This window comes from Enterocloster aldenensis, from assembly GCF_003434055.1.
Taxonomy (GTDB): Bacteria; Bacillota; Clostridia; order Lachnospirales; family Lachnospiraceae; genus Enterocloster; species Enterocloster aldenensis.
Genome location: NZ_QVEX01000004.1, coordinates 282,202 through 299,660, shown reverse-complemented (window position 1 = coordinate 299,660; position 17,459 = coordinate 282,202). Strand labels below are relative to the sequence as shown.

The window sequence follows — 17,459 nt, the reverse complement described above, 5'->3', positions numbered from 1 at the left end:
ATAGCTGCGGACAGCCCATTTAAAAAGCGTGAAAACCAAACATCAGGTTTCCCGCCCATACGCCTCCTGCGCCTTCCGCTCATACACGCTGCGGATCCCGGCCTCCTCCCGGTAATTGGAGACAGTCCTCCGCGAAATCCGCAGGCCATATTCCTTTTTCAGCATATCTGCCAGCCTCCCGTCACTGTAGGGCCTGTCTCCAGGTTCCTTTTCAATAAGGAATGCAATCAGCTCCTTGACACTGGATTTCCCCATGGTGCCTGTGACGCGGCCCTGACCATCCACCACGTCCACGCCCTTGCTGAAGAAATACTTAAGGGGCAGTATCCCCTGGGGACAGGACACATATTTGTTGGAGACAATGCGGCATACCGTGGATTCATGGATATCCAGTTCCTCTGCAAACATCTTATACGTCATCCCGGCAAGGAATCCGCCCCTGAAAAAGCCGGCCTGGACCTTCAACAGGTATTCCCCCACACGGCAGATGGTCCGGTTGCGCCTGCTCACTGCCAGATATATCTGCCTGGCCCTCAGAAGCTTCCTGTCCATATACTCCTGCAGTTCTGCATTGTCCTCATCCTTTATTGTCCTGCGGTAAAAATCACTGACACAGTACTGGCGCGTATAATAGTCATTTACCCTGACCTCCAGCTCGCCGCCCCTGGGCACGATCAGTATGTCGGGAATCACTGTTTCCGCAGCAGACCCCATCCCTGAATCCCGGATTGGATACGGCTCCAGCGTGCCCAGGACCCGTACCCAGCGTTTGACCTCCTGAAAGGAGGCGTGGATCTTATGTGCAATCTGGATAAAAGTCATCTCCGTGATATCTTCCAGATGGTTCATGCAGAGGTCCCGGAAAGCATCCGGCACATGGATTCCTTTTTTCATAAGCTGGAACAGGAAATACTCCCCCATGGAAACACATCCGATTCCCTCAGGCTCCAGTTCCATCAGCTGTTTCCTGAGCGCGCGGTACTGTTTGACCGGTATCTTCAGCAGCCCGCTCCCTTCTGCTTCAGAAAAGGCCAGGAAGCCATGGTCATCCAGAAGAAGGATCATCTGCTCCAGCAGGCGCCGCTGTGCAGCCGGTGTCCTGCCGTCATAAAGCTGTTCCTTGATATCCATCCTCCAGTCGCACCAGGATGTGGGTAACTCCTTTACAGCATCCTCATCCGTGTCCCTGGCTTCCGGCCCGCCTCCAGGCCCCGCAACTGCCCTGTCCTCCTTCATATTGGACTTATAATATTCCAGCCACTGGTATTCCTCCCCTGAGAATCCCTCCCTCTGTTCGATGAAGGGATTCTCCAGGTATTCTTTTTTCAGCAGTTCGCCTACCTGGGCATTGCCCAGGTGCAGGATATGAAGGGACTGGTACTGGTATGCGGACAGTGTCTGCTTTTGTTTCAGTTCCTGGCTCATGACCAGACCATTTTCCACGCAACCCCCTCCTCTTATCAACGGAACCACATCCAGATTGGAGCTTATGCCGCGCGCCGGGCTTTATGGGGCGCTGCCTGGCCGGCAGGTTCCGATGCCACAGGCAGGCTCAGATATCACAGACAGGCTCAGATGTCCCAGGCAGGCTCAGATATCCCAGGCAGGCTCAGATGTCCCAGGCAGCTGCAAATGCCTCCTGCACATTGGAAAACCCGTTTTTCACCGAAGCGGCATCCCCGATGGACCTTACCTCCAGTCCCGTACCAGCCAGCGCTTCCTTCAGGCCTTGTGACGGACGCATCCCCACGGCCAGGATGATCTGGTCAATGCCTTCCACCCGCATTTCCCTGCCATCCCTTTCCAGCACCACCGCTGTCCCTTCCACACGCTTCACCATTGTGCTGGTGTACATGGACACGCCCAGTTCCTTCAATGCTTTCAAAAGGAAATACTTGGGGCCCGGCTCACAGTCAATGGCAATGGCATCCCGCATCTCCACCAGTTCCACCGGAACCTGGTAACCGGCAATGAACTCAGCAGTCTCCGCGCCCGCAAGCCCTCCTCCTATAATCAGGGGATGGGCGCCCCATGGCTTTTTCCCTGTGAGGATTTCCTGGGCAAATGCGGTTCCTGCTGTTTCAATCCCGGGAACAGGCACCTTCACAGGGGTGCTTCCCGTTGCGTCAAACACCAGGTCCGGGGCCGTCAAAAGAAGGAATTCCCGGTCCGCCTCCTGGTTTAGAAGCACGGTCACCCCCAGACGTTCAAGCATATGCTTCTGCCAGCTTACAAAGGAAGAAAAATCCGCCTTGCTGCATGGCATGCCGGCCGCAATCCACTGTCCCCCAAGCTTCCCTTCCCGCTCCGCCAGGATTACTTGATGGCCCCGCATGGCAGCCACAATGGCGGCCTCGCAGCCGCTGATGCCTCCGCCGGCAACCACTATCTTCCTGACATGTCCTGCCTTGTCCTTTGGCGAATGTGTGGTCTCCTTGCCTGCGAAGGGATTCACAAGGCAGGTAAGCGTCTTTTTCTTTAACGTGCTTCCAAGACATCCCTGGCAGCATCCGATGCAGGTGAGTATGGACTGCGTATCCCCTGACTGCAGCTTAAGGGGCAGGTCCGGGTCTGCCACGGATGCCCGCCCCATGGCCACCAGGTCGGCCTTGCCGGACAGGATGACCTCCTCGGCCAGCTGCGGGCTGTTAATCCTTCCCACCGTTGCAACCGGGATGCCCACAACCTTCCTTATCTCATTGGCCAGTTCCACAAATGCGCCGTTTGGCACGTAGAAGCTGGGGACCGTATTGTAAAATGTGGCCGGGCCTGACTGGGAACAGTTGATGGCATCCGCCCCCGCCTGTTCCACCAGCCTGCAGATGGCTTTTGCCTGTTCCACATTCATGCCCTGGTCTATGAACTCCGTGGCTGAAATCCGGAACAGCACAGGATAATCCCATCCCGCCTTTTCCTTCACCGCCTTCACTGTCTCCACCGCAAACCTGGCCCTGTTCTCCAGCGTGCCGCCGTACCCGTCCGTCCTCCGGTTGGAGAATGGGGACAGGAACTGGGCAATCAGGTATCCGTGGGCGCCATGAAGCTCCACCGCGTCAAATCCAGCCTTTCTGGCCCTCAGCGCAGCATCCGCAAACTTTTCCTCAATGGCCTTTATTTCCCCGGCCGTCAGTTCATGGGGCACCTCACGGTTGGAAGGGTCGCAGATAGGGGACGGCCCCACATTATGGATGCCGGTGATGCCGCTGTGCGTATTCCTCCCCGCATGATAGATCTGGGCGCAGATTTTCCCGCCTGCGGCGTGGATCCGGTCCGTACATTTCTTATAACCTTCAATCTGCCCGTCATCCCACAGGCCCGGCAGTTCCTTTTTAATGCCCACTCCCTCATCAATCAGGAAATCCTCTGTAATGATCAGGGCCCAGCCGCCCTTTGCCCTGGTTTCATGGTAGGCGGTGAACTGCTCCGTGGCCCTGCCGTCCTCCCCCACAAAACGGGTGGACATGGCCGGCACGATCAGACGGTTCTTTAACTTCATGGTGCCAATCTGGTTTTCTTCAAATAAACATTCATACATAGGGAAATAACTTCCTTTCGTCTAAGCCCGGCTCTTCTTGATTTCCTGGATCAGCACGGGAATTACCAGCTTTAAGTCCCCTACCACGCTGTAATCAGCAATATTAAAGATTGGCGCTTCCGGGTCCTTGTTGATTGCTATGATGGTGCCGGAACCGCTCATTCCTGCCACATGCTGGATGGCCCCGGATATGCCGCAGGCAATATACACCTTGGGACCCACGGTCTTGCCGGTCTGTCCCACCTGATGGGCGTGGGCAATCCAGCCGGAGTCCACTGCTGCGCGGGACGCTCCCAGGACGCCTCCAACCAGGTCGGCCAGTTCCTTTAAGGGCGCAAATCCCTCAGGCCCGCCAACCCCGCGGCCGCCGGACACAATAATCTCGGCGCCCTCCAGGTCCACGTTTTCCGCCCCCATCTCATGGATGACTTCCACCAGGCGGGTGCGTATCCTGTCAGCCGTGATATGGATATCCTCATGGATTATTTCTGCCTGCCTTGCATCATCCCTTTCCCCCTTTTTGAACACGCCCGGGCGGACCGTGCCGATCTGGGGACGGTGGTTGGGACAGAGGATGGTGGCCATCAGGTTTCCTCCAAAGGCAGGACGCGTCCATGCCATGTTGCCGCTTTCCTCATCAATATCAAGGCCCGTACAGTCTGCCGTCAGTCCTGTCCTTAAACGGCAGGAGATGCGCGGCCCCATGTCGCGGCCCTCATTGGTGGCGCCGATGAGCATGGTGGTGGGCCCGTATTTTTCAACCAGGGCGCAGACCGCGTCCGTGTATGCATCGGTGGTATAGTGTTTATATTCTTCCCCATCCACGGCAATTACCTTGTCAGCCCCATATGCAACGGCTGCCTTGACAGCCTCTTCTATGCCGCATCCGATTACGACGCCTATCAGTTCCCCGCCCTGCTTATCAGCCAGGCGCCTTCCCGGGTTGAGAAGTTCCAGGCCCACGTTCCTGGCCCTTCCCTCCTGGTCCGTTTCTATAAATACCCATAAGTCCTTGTTCTTAGCCTCCATGTCAATTCCTCCCTCTATCCAATGATATTTGCATCGCTTAACATGGCGAATAACTTCCTGGCCGATGCCTCGCTGCTGTCCTCAGAAATCTTGATCCCACCCTGTTTCTGGGGAGGAGTAAAGCTTTTCTTGACCTTGGTAGGGGAACCTTTTAAACCGATGCTTTCCCGGTCCACAGGCAGGTCGTCCGCTGTCAGTGTAGGTATCTGCGCGCGCCCCGCCGCCAGTTTGGACTTGATGGTGGGGAACCTTGGGTCAAAGTAGGGCTTTGTAACCGTGACAACACATGGCATGCTGGCAGCCAGTACCTCAAAGCCATCCCCTGTCTCGCGTTTTACCAGGACTTCCCCGCCTTCCACCCTGGCTTCCACCGCGTACGTGACCTGCGGGTAGTCCAGATGCTCCGCTATCTCAGGTCCGACCTGGGCCGTATCGCCGTCAATGGCCTGCTTGCCGCAGAAAATGATGTCGAATCTGCCTTCTGTCTCCTCCAGCTTTTCTATGGCCGTCTTAAGGGTATAGCTGGTGGCCAGGGTATCCGCGCCGCCAAAGGCCCTGTCGCTGACCAGATACGCCTTGTCGCCTCCCACGGCCAGGCACTCCTTTAAGGCTGCCTTGGCCTGGTCCGGTCCCATGGACAGCAGTGTTATCTTTGTTCCCGGCGTCACATCCTTGATCCGGGCAGCAATTTCCAGCGCATATGCGTCAAAGGGATTGACGATGCTTGGAACGCCTGCGCGGATTAATGTATTGGTTACCGGATCAATCTTGATTTCGGTTGTATCCGGTACCTGTTTGATACAAACTAATATATTCATATATCATCCACCTCTTATTTTCATTGTTGTCAGTGTGTCCTGGAGCTGCCGGACGTGCAGGAACCGCCGGACATATGGGAACTGCCTCCATACGTATATACAATCATGCCGTCCTTTATCCCTATTTCCAGTCCGCCTGTCTCCGCCATATATTCCAGGAGGGAGCGCACCACCCGCTCCATGAGACGGGCCTTTGGCAGGCTCTTTACCAGGATGCCCATATGCCCCACAAGCCCTTTCACCATGTCTTCCAGGTAAAACTCCCCCGGCATGATTTCCCGGATGCGCCCTTCCATCTCCTCAAAGGCCTGGAGATTGGCTTTTAGTACGGCCTTCATGTCCCTGTGTACCCCATAATGGGACAGGATGCAGGGATAGCCGTCAAAACGCCCGGCCGCTGTTTTCATGGTATCCAGGGCGGTCCTCCAGTTGAGCATATAGATTACCTTTTCCTGCCGCGCCTCAGAAGGCCCCAGCAGGCAGTCCCCCAGATAAACCACCTTATCCGGCGTCATGAACCCCACCTGGCTGGCCGCGTGTCCCGGCAGGCCAATCACCTGAAACGGTATGCCTGACACCAGGATTTCCCCTGCCCCATCCTCAATCAGCCGGTCAGCCCTGCACACCATATCAGAAAAATGATTCCTGATTTCAGTCTCCGTACAGGAGTAAAAACAGGACTTTAAGGCCACCGTATCCCGAAGCGCCCCTGCGTCAAAGGCTGACATGACACATTCACATCCATACATTTCCTGAAGCAGGGCATGGTTCCCCACATGGTCATAATGGGCATGGCTGGTGAGCACTGCTTTTACACGGATTGCATTTTCCCCCAGGAAACGGATTAGTTCCTCCCGGTCATACCGTGAGCCGGAATCCATGATGATCCACTCCTTTTCAGACATACAGTACACAGGGATACAGTTTCCCCGCAGATACAGGCAGCCCGTATTGCCCGACACATGTTCAAACCTGGCCATCCTCTTCCTCCATCCGTTTCCTTGCGATCTCCCGAAGCTTAAATTTCTGTACCTTGCCAGTGGTTGTGTGGGGCCAGGTACTGCTGTCCGTAAAGAAAAAATATCTTGGCACCTGGTAGGGCGCCAGGTTTGCCTTACAGTAATCCACAATGGATTGTTTTGTCTCCTGGTCCGGATTGCCCGCATCCACAAACGCGGCGCCGATATACCCCAGCTTCTCATCCGGCACGCCAACGGTCTCCACCGTTACCACATGCCCGCACCTGGATATGATTTTGTCCAGGTACTGGGGCGAGACATTTTCCCCGTTGATCTTATACATATCATTACAGCGGCCCAGGAATTTGAGGTACCCGTTTTCATCAAAATACCCCACATCCCCTGTTTTCAGCCATCCCTCTGAATCCACGGCCAGGGCCGTTGCCTCCTCGTCCCGGTAGTATCCCCTGGTCACGATAGGCCCCCTGCACAGCAGCTGACCGCAGCCCCCTGCGGGCAGTTCCTCACCGTTTTCACCCACTACCTTGTACTGGATTATATTCCCATTCAGGCGCTCCTCCCCTGCCGGGCCTCCATAAAGGATCTTTCCAACACGCCCGGCCAGGACCGTATCATCATCCTCAGGGTCTGTCTGCATGGATGCCCCACAGACCTCGGTCATTCCATATCCTGTGATTACTTCCTGTACCCTTAGCTTTTCCCGTATTGCCTTCCACACCCATTTTGGACAGATGGAGGCAGAACAGTAGACTGCGTGAAGTTCCTTCAGCCCGTACTGTTCCAATCCGGGATACTGGAGGATCTTCATCATGATGGACGGCACGCTTAAGATATCATTGGCCTCATACTGTTCCATGGTATCCAGCGCCTTCTTTACATCAAATTTGCCTCTGGTAATCAGGATGCTTCCCCCTACCAGGACCGCTGCCAGCAGCCCTTCCACATAACCGTATACATGGAACAGGGGAAGGGGTACATATATCCTGCGCCCCGTCTCATACCCCCTGTTCACGCAGCTGGCAAATGCGCTGCGCCACAGCATGTCATGTGAAAGCATCACTCCTTTCGGCCGCCCTGTGCTGCCCGATGTATATATGATGTCGGAAATGCTGTCCCCATCCGGCCAGGGCATCTCCATGTCCGGGGCCTTCCCCTTTTCCAGAAAATCTTCCCATGAAAGATACCGTCCGTCCGCCCTGAAAGCGCCATCCAGGCAGATGATATGGCACGGTCCGGGGCAGGCAGGCTTATCTTCAGCTTCCACAGGCCTTTCTGTAATCAGGAACCTGGCCCCGGTCTGCTCAAGGATATACTCCAGCTCCCTAAGGCTTGCATTGCGGTTCACAGGCACCTTCACTGCCCCGGCTTGTGCCAGGGCAAATGTGATTGTGACAAATTCAATCCGGTTACTCAGGGCAACGGCCACACAGCCGCCCCGGGCAAGTCCCATGGCGCAAAAGGCCGCGCTGATGCGGTCCGCCTCCCTAAGGACTTCCCCGTAGGTATATCTTCTTCCCTCTACCAGCAAAAACACATGGTTTGGACACTCGGCCGCCTTTGATGCCAGACCCTGGTAAAGCGTCATTTTCTTCCATACAGGATAACTGGCCATCAGATCTTTCCGGCGTTCCTCTAAAGCTTTCATCTTATCTTCCTTTTTAAAAGGTATTTTTATGATTAATATAACATAAGGCCAAGGCCAACGCACAGACAGAGGTTAACAAAGGCCAGCACCACGGTAATCATGAACAGGTGCTTATACGCTTCCTTGTGGGTCAGGTCACAGGCCGCCATGGTTGTTATCATGACGCCGTTCCACGGCAGGGAGTCCAGGACGATACATGCGCAGCTGGCAATACGGTGCAGGATTTCAGGGTTAACGCCCATGGCCAGGTACTTATCTGCCAGGGTAGAGCATGCCAGCGCCACGCCGCCCGAGCCGGAACCGCAGGCCCCGGATATGACGGTTACTGCCACTGCCCACGAGATTAACGGGGATCCGCTGAAGTTGGATACCCAGTTCACCAGGCTGGTAAATGTGGATGTTATCTTTGCCACGCCGCCGATACCGACAGCCGTTGACGTGTTCATGATGGAGCCAATCGCATTCTGGGCACCCACAACCAGGGTGTCCATCTTATCATTGATATTTTTCCAAAACAGGATATAGCCAGCAATCACACCGCACAGCATGGCGATATTCACATCCATGTTGAATCCGTTGAGGACAATGATGATGACCGCAATGGGAACCAGGCCCACAACCGGGCTGATGGCCTTCTTCTCAGCACTTTCCTTTAAAAGCTTGGAAATCTTCTCTGTGGGTATGAAGCACTCTCCCTTTCTCTGCATGCGCCTGTTCTCATAAATCAGGTAAATATTGGCGCTGAGATAGAAGAAAATGGAGCAGATTACGCTTACAAGGGGAGCCGCCTTAACCGTGGTGCCCAGGTATGTAGTAGGGATGACATTACAAAGTCCGGGGGACCCCCATAAAATATTGGGGGCGGTAAATGCGCCTGCCGCAATGGCGCCCGGAATCAGCTTACGGCTGATATTGGCTTCCTTAAACAGCACCAGTGCAATTGGGTAGATTGCGAATACAAGCACGAAACAGGATACGCCGCCATAGGTCAGGACGAACGCCGCAACGCTTACGCCCCAGATTGCATATCTTGCCCCCAGCCGGGAACCCAGCCAGTTTCCAATGGAATATGCGGCGCCGGACACGTCCATGATACGTCCGAATATCGCACATATTAAGAACAGTATAAAGTAAGATTTGATAAATCCGACCATGGCATCCATATAATCCCCGGTCAGCGTGCCTAACACGTTAAGCCCGGACAGAAGCGCCATCAACGCCGCGCACACCGGCGCAGCAACAAGGATCGGAACCTTTTTATACATCAATATTACAAGAAGAGCAAACGCTAACAATACACCCATATTATTTCTCCCTCTGCTATTTTACAGTACTTTCCCGCAATTAATCCATTCCAGGGATTTCCTTATTTTTCTTTGACATACAATAGATTACATATACCAGTATAAATGCAGCTGCCGCAAATACCCCTGCAATGATGAATGCCATGTTGTAGGAACCGCTGGCATCCTTAACCGCAGATGCTGTCATGGGGCCGATCAGTGCGGCAATCCCGTAAGCAGTGAACACGATACCGTAGTTAATCCCCATATTCTTAAGCCCGAAGTTCTCAGACACAATATTGGGGAATACGGACAGTACGCCGCCAAAGCAGACGCACAGCAGGATAAGCGCTGTGACGAATATGAAAAATCCCTTTGCCCGGGACAGTACAACCATGCCCACGGTGCTGGCTGCCAGGGATATGAGGATTGTCTGGTAGCGGCCAATCTTATCCGACAGGCCCCCCATCAGCATACGCCCAAGGAAATTGGCCACTGCCATGATTCCCACCAGGAGCGCTGCTTCGCCGCTGCTGATGCCCGCAACCTCTTTTCCGATGGTGGATGCGTGTCCAATCAGCATGAGGCCGGACACACAGCCCCCTAAAAATGCCAGCCATATCAGGTAAAACCGCCTGTCGCCAAACATTTCCTTCCATGTAAGATCATTTGCAGCGCCTGCATTTGATGCCTTCCCCCCGGCTTCACAGCCGCCCGGCACCCATCCAGGCTCAGGCGTATCCGTCAAAAGGCTTGCACAGAACATGAGGAGCAGGAACGCGGCCCCCACAATCCTGAACGCCACGGATACATTATACCGCTCCAACAGCATATTAGCCACCGGGGCAACCACCAGCGAGGACAGGCCCGTGGCTCCTGTTATAAGCCCTGATGCAAATCCTTTTTTGTCCGGATACCACCGGACCGCCGTGGTGATGCTGGGATTGTACGCCAGGCCGGATCCTACTGCCGCCATGATCCCAAACACCAGATAGAGCTGCCAAAGCTGTCCCACACATCCTGTCAGGAACCATCCTCCGCCCCACATGACGCTGGCCGCAAGCATCAGCTTCTTAGGCCCGAACCGGTCCAATATCTTGCCGCCTGCAATCCCGAAAAATGAAAGCATGAGGGACATCAGGGAATATGCCAGCGTCACCTGGCCGTAGTCCCAGTTGCGGTACTCTGCCAGGGAACCTGAGAACACGCTCCATGCGTACACGCCTCCGCAGCAGAACGCATTGACAAACAGCGCGCCCAGGATCATACGCCTGTTCTTTTGTTTTGTCATGGTCATTGCACATCTCCTAATCACAGAATTCCCATTTCCGCTGCCTTAAACTTAAGCTCATCACGGAACTTGGGGTGGGCGATGGATATAAGGGCAAGGGCCCTCTGGCGCTCTGTTTTGTACTTAAGGTCCGCAACGCCATACTCGGTCACGATATAATGTACATCATACCTGGATATGGTGGTTACGTTCCCCGGCGCAAAATAGGGCACGATTTTCGATATGGTGTCCTGTTTGGCCGTGGAGTTCAAGGCCAGGATGGACTTGCCGCCCTCTGAAAGCTGGGCTCCCCGCACATGGTCCAGCTGTCCTCCGATGCCGCTGTACTGGCGTCCGCCCACGGTCTCGGAATTCACCTGTCCCTTCAGGTCCACTTCCATGCAGGAGTTGATGGAGGTCTGCTTGTAGTTCTGCCCCACCACATACGGGTTGTTGACGTAATCCACAGGATACACGGCAAACAGCGGATGATGGTCAATGAACTCATAGAACTTCTCAGAGCCGGCAGCCTGGGCGCCAATGCATATGCCCGGGTTCAGGGTCTTTTTACTGTTGTTGATGACACCTGCCTGCACCAGTTCCATCATGGCTTCGGTCAGTGTCTCGGAGTGTACGCCCAGGTCCTTCTTGTCCATCAGGTTCCTTGCAATGGCGTCAGGCAATGCCCCGATGCCCAGCTGGATGGTGGCCCCGTCCTCCACCAGTTCCGCCACATAATCTGCAATGGTCTGTGTCCTGGCGTCAATTTCCGCCCTTCCTATGGTGTAAAGGCCGGACTCGGCCGGTACGATATAATCAATCTTATCCAGGGAAATCTTCTTGCCTCCAAGGGTGGGCATCTTGGGATTGATCTGTGCAATGATACGGTCCGCTGTCCTGGCAGCAGGCTCCGAGAAGCAGCATGCATTGCCAAAGCTGCACATCCCCTCCTCATCCGGTTCCGAAACCTGGATGAATGCCCAGTGCGGATTTAAATCCGGGTTCTTTGCGAACAGGTCCGGCCAGCGGCTGAAGGTGGTGCCGCCGATGTAATCAATCCTCTTTTCCGCATAGGCTTTCCGGGTCTTTGGTCCGATGAACAGGGATGTGTGATGGAAAATGCCCTGGTATTCCGGCGCCACATAGGCATTGGGCCCCGGGCTCATACCGTGTATGATTTCCACTCCCTTAAGTTCATCCGCCCGGTTTACCAGCGCTTCCACCAATGCGGGCGGCTCGCTGACCCAGTCCCCAAAGATGATCTTTTCCCCTGATTCAACTTTGGCAACCGCTTGTGCCGCCGTATAAATCTTATCTGCATATTTTTCTTTCCAATCCATATTCATATCTCAACCTTTCCTGTGTTATGGCCGGGGCGGGAATGGGTATCCAGGCACGCCCCGGCCCTCTGGATTTAGAACAGTGAGAATCCGCCGTCTTCCAGCAATGTGACGCCGGTAATGTAGCTGGCATCCTCGCTGCCCAGGTACAGGGCTGCCGCCGCTGCCTCCTCTGGCTCCCCATACCGGCCCATGGGTATGTTGCGCAGGAATTTCTCATTCCGCTCCGGATTAAAACGCGTTCCCTCGGTAATCCTTGTAACGCTGGTTCCTGGTCCGATTGCATTGACACGGATTCCGTGAGGCGCCATCTCAAGGGCAGCCCATTTGGTAAACTGGGTAACCCCTCCCTTGCTGGCGCTGTAGGCGCCCGTGTTGCTTGACACTGTGGCGGAGGCAATGGAGCTGGTATTGACCACCGCACCCTTTATCCCTCTTTCCACCATGGAGCGCAGCACTGCCTGGTTCACAAAGAACATGCCGTTTAAGTTGATATCGATTACCCTGCGCCATGTTTCCTCGGTTGTATCCAGAAGGCTCTGGCGTCCGATGATCCCCGCATTGCTGAACAGGACGTCAATCCTGCCAAAGTGCTCCAGCACCTTTGCGATTGCCTGGTCCACGCTCTCTTTTTCTGCGACATCACAGTAAACCTGGTAAATGTCTTCTTCCTGTCCCGCATATTCCTTTTCCATTGTCTCAGTATCAATATCCAGGGCAGCTACCTTGGCCCCCTCTTCCACCAGCCGCTTTACCATGCTAAGACCGATTCCATTGGCAGCGCCTGTTACAACCGCGATTTTTTCATCATATCTTCTGATTTCCATATTCAGACCTCCTCATTCCTTTTCTTCCGGCGGCGCCCAGTACAGCATGGTTGCCATGCTTCCCACCTGGCAGACCTGATTGTCCTGGTTCAGGATGGTATACTGGATATTCAGCACGCCCCTGTCCGGTTTGGATTTTGATTGCTTGGCTTCCAGCACCTCTACCTCACAGTGGATGGTATCCCCGATCTTAATGGCGCCGACAAACTTCCACTCCGTGCTCAGCGCCGCAATGGCGGAACCGTCCACCAGGCCCATGCGGCCCCACAGGCCGGTGGCAATGCCCGCGCCAAGAAGTCCATGGGCAATCCTGCTCTTAAACGGCAGGCTTTCCGCATAAGTCCTGTCCGTGTGGATTGGGTTGTTGTCCCCTGTTATCCCGGCAAACAGCACCACATCCGTCTCCGTGACGGTTCTTGACAGTGTGATGAACTTATCACCCACATGGAACTCACTTAGGTACAAAAACGAACGTTTCATCTAAAACCCCTCCTGTATCCCGGATCATGTCCGGTTATTGATTTTTAATATTCCTTCAGCACATGTCTTCCAACCACCATGCGGCAGATTTCAGAAGTCCCCTCTCCAATGGTCAGAAGCTTTGCATCCCGGTAGAAGCGCTCCACCTCATACTCATTGCACAGGCCATAGCCGCCCATGATCTGAAGACCCATGTCACATACCCTTACGCACATCTCGGAACAGAACATCTTACACATGGTTGCTTCCTTGCTGAACGGAACCCCGTTGTCGCTCATGCGCGCCGTGTTATACAGCATGGCCCTTGCCACCTCAATCTCAGTGGCCATCTCGGCCAGCTTAAATGCAATGGCCTGGTTCTCACAGATCGGATGGCCAAAGGTCACACGCTCCTTGGAATATCTGGCCGCGCGCTCCAGGACCCCCTGCGCCATGCCTACCGCCACCGCGGAGATTGCCACACGGCCGTCATCCACACACTTCATGAAAATCGGGAACCCGCGGTTTAATTCCCCCACCAGGTTCTCCTTCGGGATGCGCACATCGGTAAAGGACAGCGGACAGGAGTAGGAGCTGCGGTTACTCATCTTCTCCTCAGGCTTGCCCACCTCAAATCCCGGAAGGCCTGCCGGAACAATGAAAATGGAGATGCCGCGGCTGCCCTTTGCCTCCAGATCTGTTTTTGCCGCCACCAGGAACGTGGACGCATATGTACTGTTGGTGATAAATGCCTTGGATCCGTTGATTACCCACTCATCCCCGTCCAGGACAGCGGTTGTGCGGATCTGGGCCGCATCAGAGCCTGACTGGGGTTCAGTCAGCGCAAAGGCGCACAGTGTCTCCCCGGTGGCTGCCGGAGCCAGATATTTCTGTTTCTGCTCTTCGGACCCCGCCATAAGGATAGGCATGCTTCCAAGGGATGCATGGGCGTCAATGATGGAGGCCAGGGAGGAGGAATGGCGCGCAAGCTGTTCCATGACCAGGACGTCGCTTAAATGGTCCAGTCCTGCGCCGCCGTACTCTTCCGGCACGCAGACCCCTAAAAATCCCATTTCCGCGCACTGTTTTACCTCTGCCATGGGAAACTCATGTTTTTCGTCCAGTTCCGTTACCGTTGCCGCCACTACCTCGTCAGCAAACTTTTTTGCCAGTTCCTGGATCATCAGCTGATCCTCGGTTAAAAAGTATTTGTTCATAAGCCCTCCTTAAATTGAATCATTGATTTGATTTGTAAAAAATTTAACAATCCATGGCCGAAACCATACTGATGTAATTTTTTACCCTCTGCCCTTATATATAGCAATTTTCTTTCCTGCTTTTTCAAATATTGGCTTTTTTGTCCTGATAAAAAGAGGGAAGGGACATAGGAAATGTAGAAAAAGCCTTGTAAATACAGTGATAATAAAAAACAAAAAAAAATATTATTTATTTTTTTGCCGGAATTAAAACTATTGTCGGAAAAAATATCTCAACTAAGATGTTGATTTTTTTCCAAATTCCTGCTATGTTTTTAACATGGATTATGATTTTTTTCAAACACAGGCACCGGCATATTGCACAAATACGCTTCTTATTTTTACCGATGTCAGGAATAATCATCCAAACAGTGTTTGACAAAAAATTAATGATGTTCTATTCTTATTTACAGGACCCGGACAGGACATTGCATGATTGGGTCATCATGAGTGATGATAAGAGAATGGAGATTGACCGTGGAGAACAGTGAAACAAAAGAACTTGATATTCAGACATTATACTGCCTTTTAGACCATTGCAGGCTGGGAATCATCATTGCAGACGCAAAGGGTATGATTTTATGGGGCAATGATTACTACAGCGCCATGGCGGGCTTTAATATAAAAGATTTCATCGGTCAGGATATACGGATCATATCCCGCAGGAACCTGGTCACACTGTCCGGTCCCGTGATGGCCGACCAGGTGCTGGAAACAGGCGAGGAGCTCACCGACATCGTAACCTATCCCAATGAGGACTTTATCGCCACGACCCTGACCCCTGTGCGGGACAGCCGCGGCGAGATCAGGTACCTGATTTACTCTGTCACCAACTGCAGCGAATCCATCCGCATGCAGTCGGAATTAAACCAGTTAAATGCCAGGAACCTGGCCCTGGAGTCCCAATTGAACGAATTACTGACCACTTCCCTTTTATCCAAGGATATCATTATCTCAGATAACCGTATGAAGCAGATTTATAAAATAGCAACCAGGCTTGCTTCTGTCACCACCTCGGTGATGATCCTGGGGGAATCCGGGGTGGGCAAGGATGTATATGCAAAATTCATCCATTCCATCAGCAACCGTAAAAACAGGAATTTCATCCATGTAAACCTTGGGGCCATCCCAAAAAGCCTTTTTGAGAGCGAACTCTTCGGATACGAGGCCGGCGCATTTACAGGCGCCTCCAAGACCGGCAAGACAGGCCTTATCGAACTGGCTGACGGCGGCACCCTGTTCTTGGATGAAATCGGCGAGCTGGGCCTTGACATACAGGCAAAGCTTTTGCAGGTGGTCCAGGAACGGAGCGTACGGCGCATCGGATCTGCCAAAACCGTGCCTTTAGACATCCGCATCATCGCAGCCACCAACCGCAATCTGGAACAGATGGTTAAGGACGGGCAGTTCCGGCTGGATTTATATTACAGGCTGAATGTTGTGACGGTGGAGATTCCCCCGCTCCGTGAACGGACCGTGGAAATCCCCCTTTTGGTGAATGCGTTCCTGAACCGCTTTAACCAAAAATACTCCACCCGCAAGACCATGGGCGCTTCTGCCATGGACGTCCTTATGCAGCACGACTGGCCCGGCAATATCCGGGAACTGATGCATACAATAGAAAGCCTGGTGGTAATCGGCACCAATGATGTGATTACCCCCGCAGAACTTCCATCCTCACTTACGGTGCCGGGAGGTGAAAGTGTCCTTGGAATGATTTCAGACATGGATTCCCCGGACCTGAACCTGAAGGATGCCACCGTACTGTTGGAAAAGCGGCTGATCTGTGAGGCCCTGAAACGCCACAAGACCACCACGGCAGCAGCCGAAGCCATGGGGGTGGATATTTCCACGCTCTCCAAAAAACGCAAGAAATACGGCATATAAAACACAAACCACAAAAACGCCCTGAGGCGGCACAATGACGCCAAGGGGCAATAACAGAGGTAAGGTACGGATATGGAACACTTTAGTGACATTCTTTTAAATGAGGGGATCGTTGCCCGGGACAGCAGCATGGTTAAGCTGTATTCCGATGCGCTGAGCATTGCGCCCACTGACGCCAATATACTGATTGTGGGCGCTTCCGGCACCGGAAAGGACTGTCTTGCAAAGTTCATCCACCGCCACAGTCCCAGGGCAGGGGCGCCGTTCATCCACATTAACTGCAGCGCCATTCCGGCTGAACTGTTTGAATCCGAGTTCTTTGGCTACGAGTCCGGCGCATTTACCGGAAGCAGCGCTTCCGGCCGCCAGGGACTGATTGCACAGGCTGCCGGAGGAACCTTGTTCCTGGATGAAATCGGCGAGCTGGATCTGGATCTGCAGACCAAACTTCTCCAGGTGGTCCAGGAGCACAGCATGAGGAGCATCGGTTCCACCGAGTACACGTCCGTCAACATCCGCATCATTGCCGCAACCAACCGCAGTCTTCCCGGGATGATAAAGGCAGGGCAGTTCCGTCTGGATTTATATTACAGGCTCAACGTAGTGTCCTTTGATATCCCTCCCCTGTCCAGGCGCAGGCAGGACATACGCGCCCTGATAGAATACCTTTCCCTGCGGTTCGGACAGGTCTACGGCTGCCAGAAGACATTTACCCCGGAAGCCATGGGCTTCCTGCTGGACCAGGAGTGGCTGGGCAATATCCGGGAGATACAGAATTTCATGGAGAAGCTTTATGTCCTGGAGGATGCGTCCGTCATAACAGACACGCTTCTGAAAGAGAATTACCGTTTTTCCCGCAGCCCTGCCCCCCAGACATCCCAGGCTCCGGAATTCAAGCCCTTAAAACAGGCGGTTGCCGAGTTCCAAAAAACATATATCACGGAAGTCCTGCGGCATACGCGGGATGTGGATGAGGCCGCGCAGATCCTGGGCATGGACCGGGCAGCCCTGAACCACAGGCTAAAGGATATATGACGCCGGACCAGATTCTCCTCACCATAAAACAGGAATGCCTGAGGTCCGGACAGCGGTCCGTACCTGCAGGCATTCCTGTTATGTTGACTATATTA

General features: G+C 53.8%; 14 protein-coding genes. 2 read left to right on the top strand and 12 right to left on the bottom strand.

Features of this window, described 5'->3' with window-relative positions; all coding sequences use genetic code 11:
* Positions 1-42: 42 nt before the first annotated feature.
* From DWX59_RS11450 to DWX59_RS11395, 12 genes are all read right to left on the bottom strand, one after another.
* Positions 43-1,443: an RNA polymerase factor sigma-54 gene (locus DWX59_RS11450; protein WP_117559134.1), complete on the bottom strand. Its 1,401-nt coding sequence runs from the start codon at positions 1,441-1,443 to the stop codon at positions 43-45.
* Between the two features lie 166 nt (positions 1,444-1,609).
* A complete protein-coding gene (locus DWX59_RS11445; RefSeq protein WP_117559132.1) occupies positions 1,610-3,535 on the bottom strand; it encodes an oxidoreductase in 1,926 nt (641 codons plus the stop codon).
* Between the two features lie 21 nt (positions 3,536-3,556).
* Complete coding sequence (locus DWX59_RS11440; protein WP_117559130.1) at positions 3,557-4,564, bottom strand: electron transfer flavoprotein subunit alpha/FixB family protein; 1,008 nt, start codon at positions 4,562-4,564, stop codon at positions 3,557-3,559.
* A gap of 14 nt (positions 4,565-4,578) precedes the next feature.
* Positions 4,579-5,382 carry an electron transfer flavoprotein subunit beta/FixA family protein gene (locus tag DWX59_RS11435; protein ID WP_117559127.1) on the bottom strand — a complete coding sequence of 268 codons (804 nt, stop codon included), beginning with the start codon at positions 5,380-5,382 and terminating at the stop codon, positions 4,579-4,581.
* Positions 5,383-5,411: 29 nt separating this feature from the next.
* Entirely contained in the window at positions 5,412-6,362 is a 951-nt protein-coding gene (locus DWX59_RS11430) for an MBL fold metallo-hydrolase (RefSeq protein WP_117559125.1), read from the bottom strand.
* Complete coding sequence (locus DWX59_RS11425; protein WP_117559123.1) at positions 6,349-8,007, bottom strand: class I adenylate-forming enzyme family protein; 1,659 nt, start codon at positions 8,005-8,007, stop codon at positions 6,349-6,351. Before DWX59_RS11425 ends, DWX59_RS11430 begins: the two co-directional genes overlap by 14 nt.
* A gap of 32 nt (positions 8,008-8,039) precedes the next feature.
* Complete coding sequence (locus DWX59_RS11420; RefSeq protein ID WP_117559121.1) at positions 8,040-9,311, bottom strand: GntP family permease; 1,272 nt, start codon at positions 9,309-9,311, stop codon at positions 8,040-8,042.
* Positions 9,312-9,351: 40 nt separating this feature from the next.
* Positions 9,352-10,587, bottom strand: coding sequence for an L-lactate MFS transporter (locus tag DWX59_RS11415; protein WP_117559119.1), 1,236 nt, complete (start codon positions 10,585-10,587; stop codon positions 9,352-9,354).
* 14 nt (positions 10,588-10,601) lie between these two features.
* Positions 10,602-11,906: an acetyl-CoA hydrolase/transferase family protein gene (locus DWX59_RS11410; RefSeq protein ID WP_117559116.1), complete on the bottom strand. Its 1,305-nt coding sequence runs from the start codon at positions 11,904-11,906 to the stop codon at positions 10,602-10,604.
* Positions 11,907-11,974: 68 nt separating this feature from the next.
* Positions 11,975-12,727, bottom strand: coding sequence for an SDR family NAD(P)-dependent oxidoreductase (locus tag DWX59_RS11405; protein ID WP_117559114.1), 753 nt, complete (start codon positions 12,725-12,727; stop codon positions 11,975-11,977).
* A 12-nt stretch (positions 12,728-12,739) separates the two neighbouring features.
* On the bottom strand, positions 12,740-13,207 hold the full coding sequence (locus DWX59_RS11400) for a MaoC/PaaZ C-terminal domain-containing protein (protein ID WP_117559112.1): 468 nt from the start codon (positions 13,205-13,207) through the stop codon (positions 12,740-12,742).
* A gap of 44 nt (positions 13,208-13,251) precedes the next feature.
* Entirely contained in the window at positions 13,252-14,403 is a 1,152-nt protein-coding gene (locus DWX59_RS11395) for an acyl-CoA dehydrogenase family protein (RefSeq protein WP_117559110.1), read from the bottom strand.
* Positions 14,404-14,895: 492 nt separating this feature from the next.
* On the opposite strand from DWX59_RS11395, the gene DWX59_RS11390 reads away from it, so the two are divergent.
* Both DWX59_RS11390 and DWX59_RS11385 read left to right on the top strand, forming a co-directional pair.
* Positions 14,896-16,329: a sigma-54 interaction domain-containing protein gene (locus tag DWX59_RS11390; RefSeq protein WP_117559310.1), complete on the top strand. Its 1,434-nt coding sequence runs from the start codon at positions 14,896-14,898 to the stop codon at positions 16,327-16,329.
* 72 nt (positions 16,330-16,401) lie between these two features.
* The gene (locus DWX59_RS11385) at positions 16,402-17,364 is read left to right on the top strand and encodes a sigma-54 interaction domain-containing protein (RefSeq protein ID WP_117559108.1); all 963 of its coding nucleotides are present in this window, start codon (positions 16,402-16,404) and stop codon (positions 17,362-17,364) included.
* Positions 17,365-17,459 lie beyond the last annotated feature (95 nt).

What these genes read in the sequence shown, in the direction of transcription:
- DWX59_RS11445 (WP_117559132.1), bottom strand. Translation starts at nt 3,535, where the DNA reads ATGTATGAATGTTTATTTGAAGAAAACCAGATTGGCACCATGAAGTTA.
- DWX59_RS11440 (WP_117559130.1), bottom strand. Translation starts at nt 4,564, where the DNA reads ATGGAGGCTAAGAACAAGGACTTATGGGTATTTATAGAAACGGACCAG.
- DWX59_RS11435 (WP_117559127.1), bottom strand. Translation starts at nt 5,382, where the DNA reads ATGAATATATTAGTTTGTATCAAACAGGTACCGGATACAACCGAAATC.
- DWX59_RS11430 (WP_117559125.1), bottom strand. Translation starts at nt 6,362, where the DNA reads ATGGCCAGGTTTGAACATGTGTCGGGCAATACGGGCTGCCTGTATCTG.
- DWX59_RS11425 (WP_117559123.1), bottom strand. Translation starts at nt 8,007, where the DNA reads ATGAAAGCTTTAGAGGAACGCCGGAAAGATCTGATGGCCAGTTATCCT.
- DWX59_RS11420 (WP_117559121.1), bottom strand. Translation starts at nt 9,311, where the DNA reads ATGGGTGTATTGTTAGCGTTTGCTCTTCTTGTAATATTGATGTATAAA.
- DWX59_RS11415 (WP_117559119.1), bottom strand. Translation starts at nt 10,587, where the DNA reads ATGACCATGACAAAACAAAAGAACAGGCGTATGATCCTGGGCGCGCTG.
- DWX59_RS11410 (WP_117559116.1), bottom strand. Translation starts at nt 11,906, where the DNA reads ATGAATATGGATTGGAAAGAAAAATATGCAGATAAGATTTATACGGCG.
- DWX59_RS11405 (WP_117559114.1), bottom strand. Translation starts at nt 12,727, where the DNA reads ATGGAAATCAGAAGATATGATGAAAAAATCGCGGTTGTAACAGGCGCT.
- DWX59_RS11400 (WP_117559112.1), bottom strand. Translation starts at nt 13,207, where the DNA reads ATGAAACGTTCGTTTTTGTACCTAAGTGAGTTCCATGTGGGTGATAAG.
- DWX59_RS11395 (WP_117559110.1), bottom strand. Translation starts at nt 14,403, where the DNA reads ATGAACAAATACTTTTTAACCGAGGATCAGCTGATGATCCAGGAACTG.
- DWX59_RS11390 (WP_117559310.1), top strand. Translation starts at nt 14,896, where the DNA reads ATGATAAGAGAATGGAGATTGACCGTGGAGAACAGTGAAACAAAAGAA.
- DWX59_RS11385 (WP_117559108.1), top strand. Translation starts at nt 16,402, where the DNA reads ATGGAACACTTTAGTGACATTCTTTTAAATGAGGGGATCGTTGCCCGG.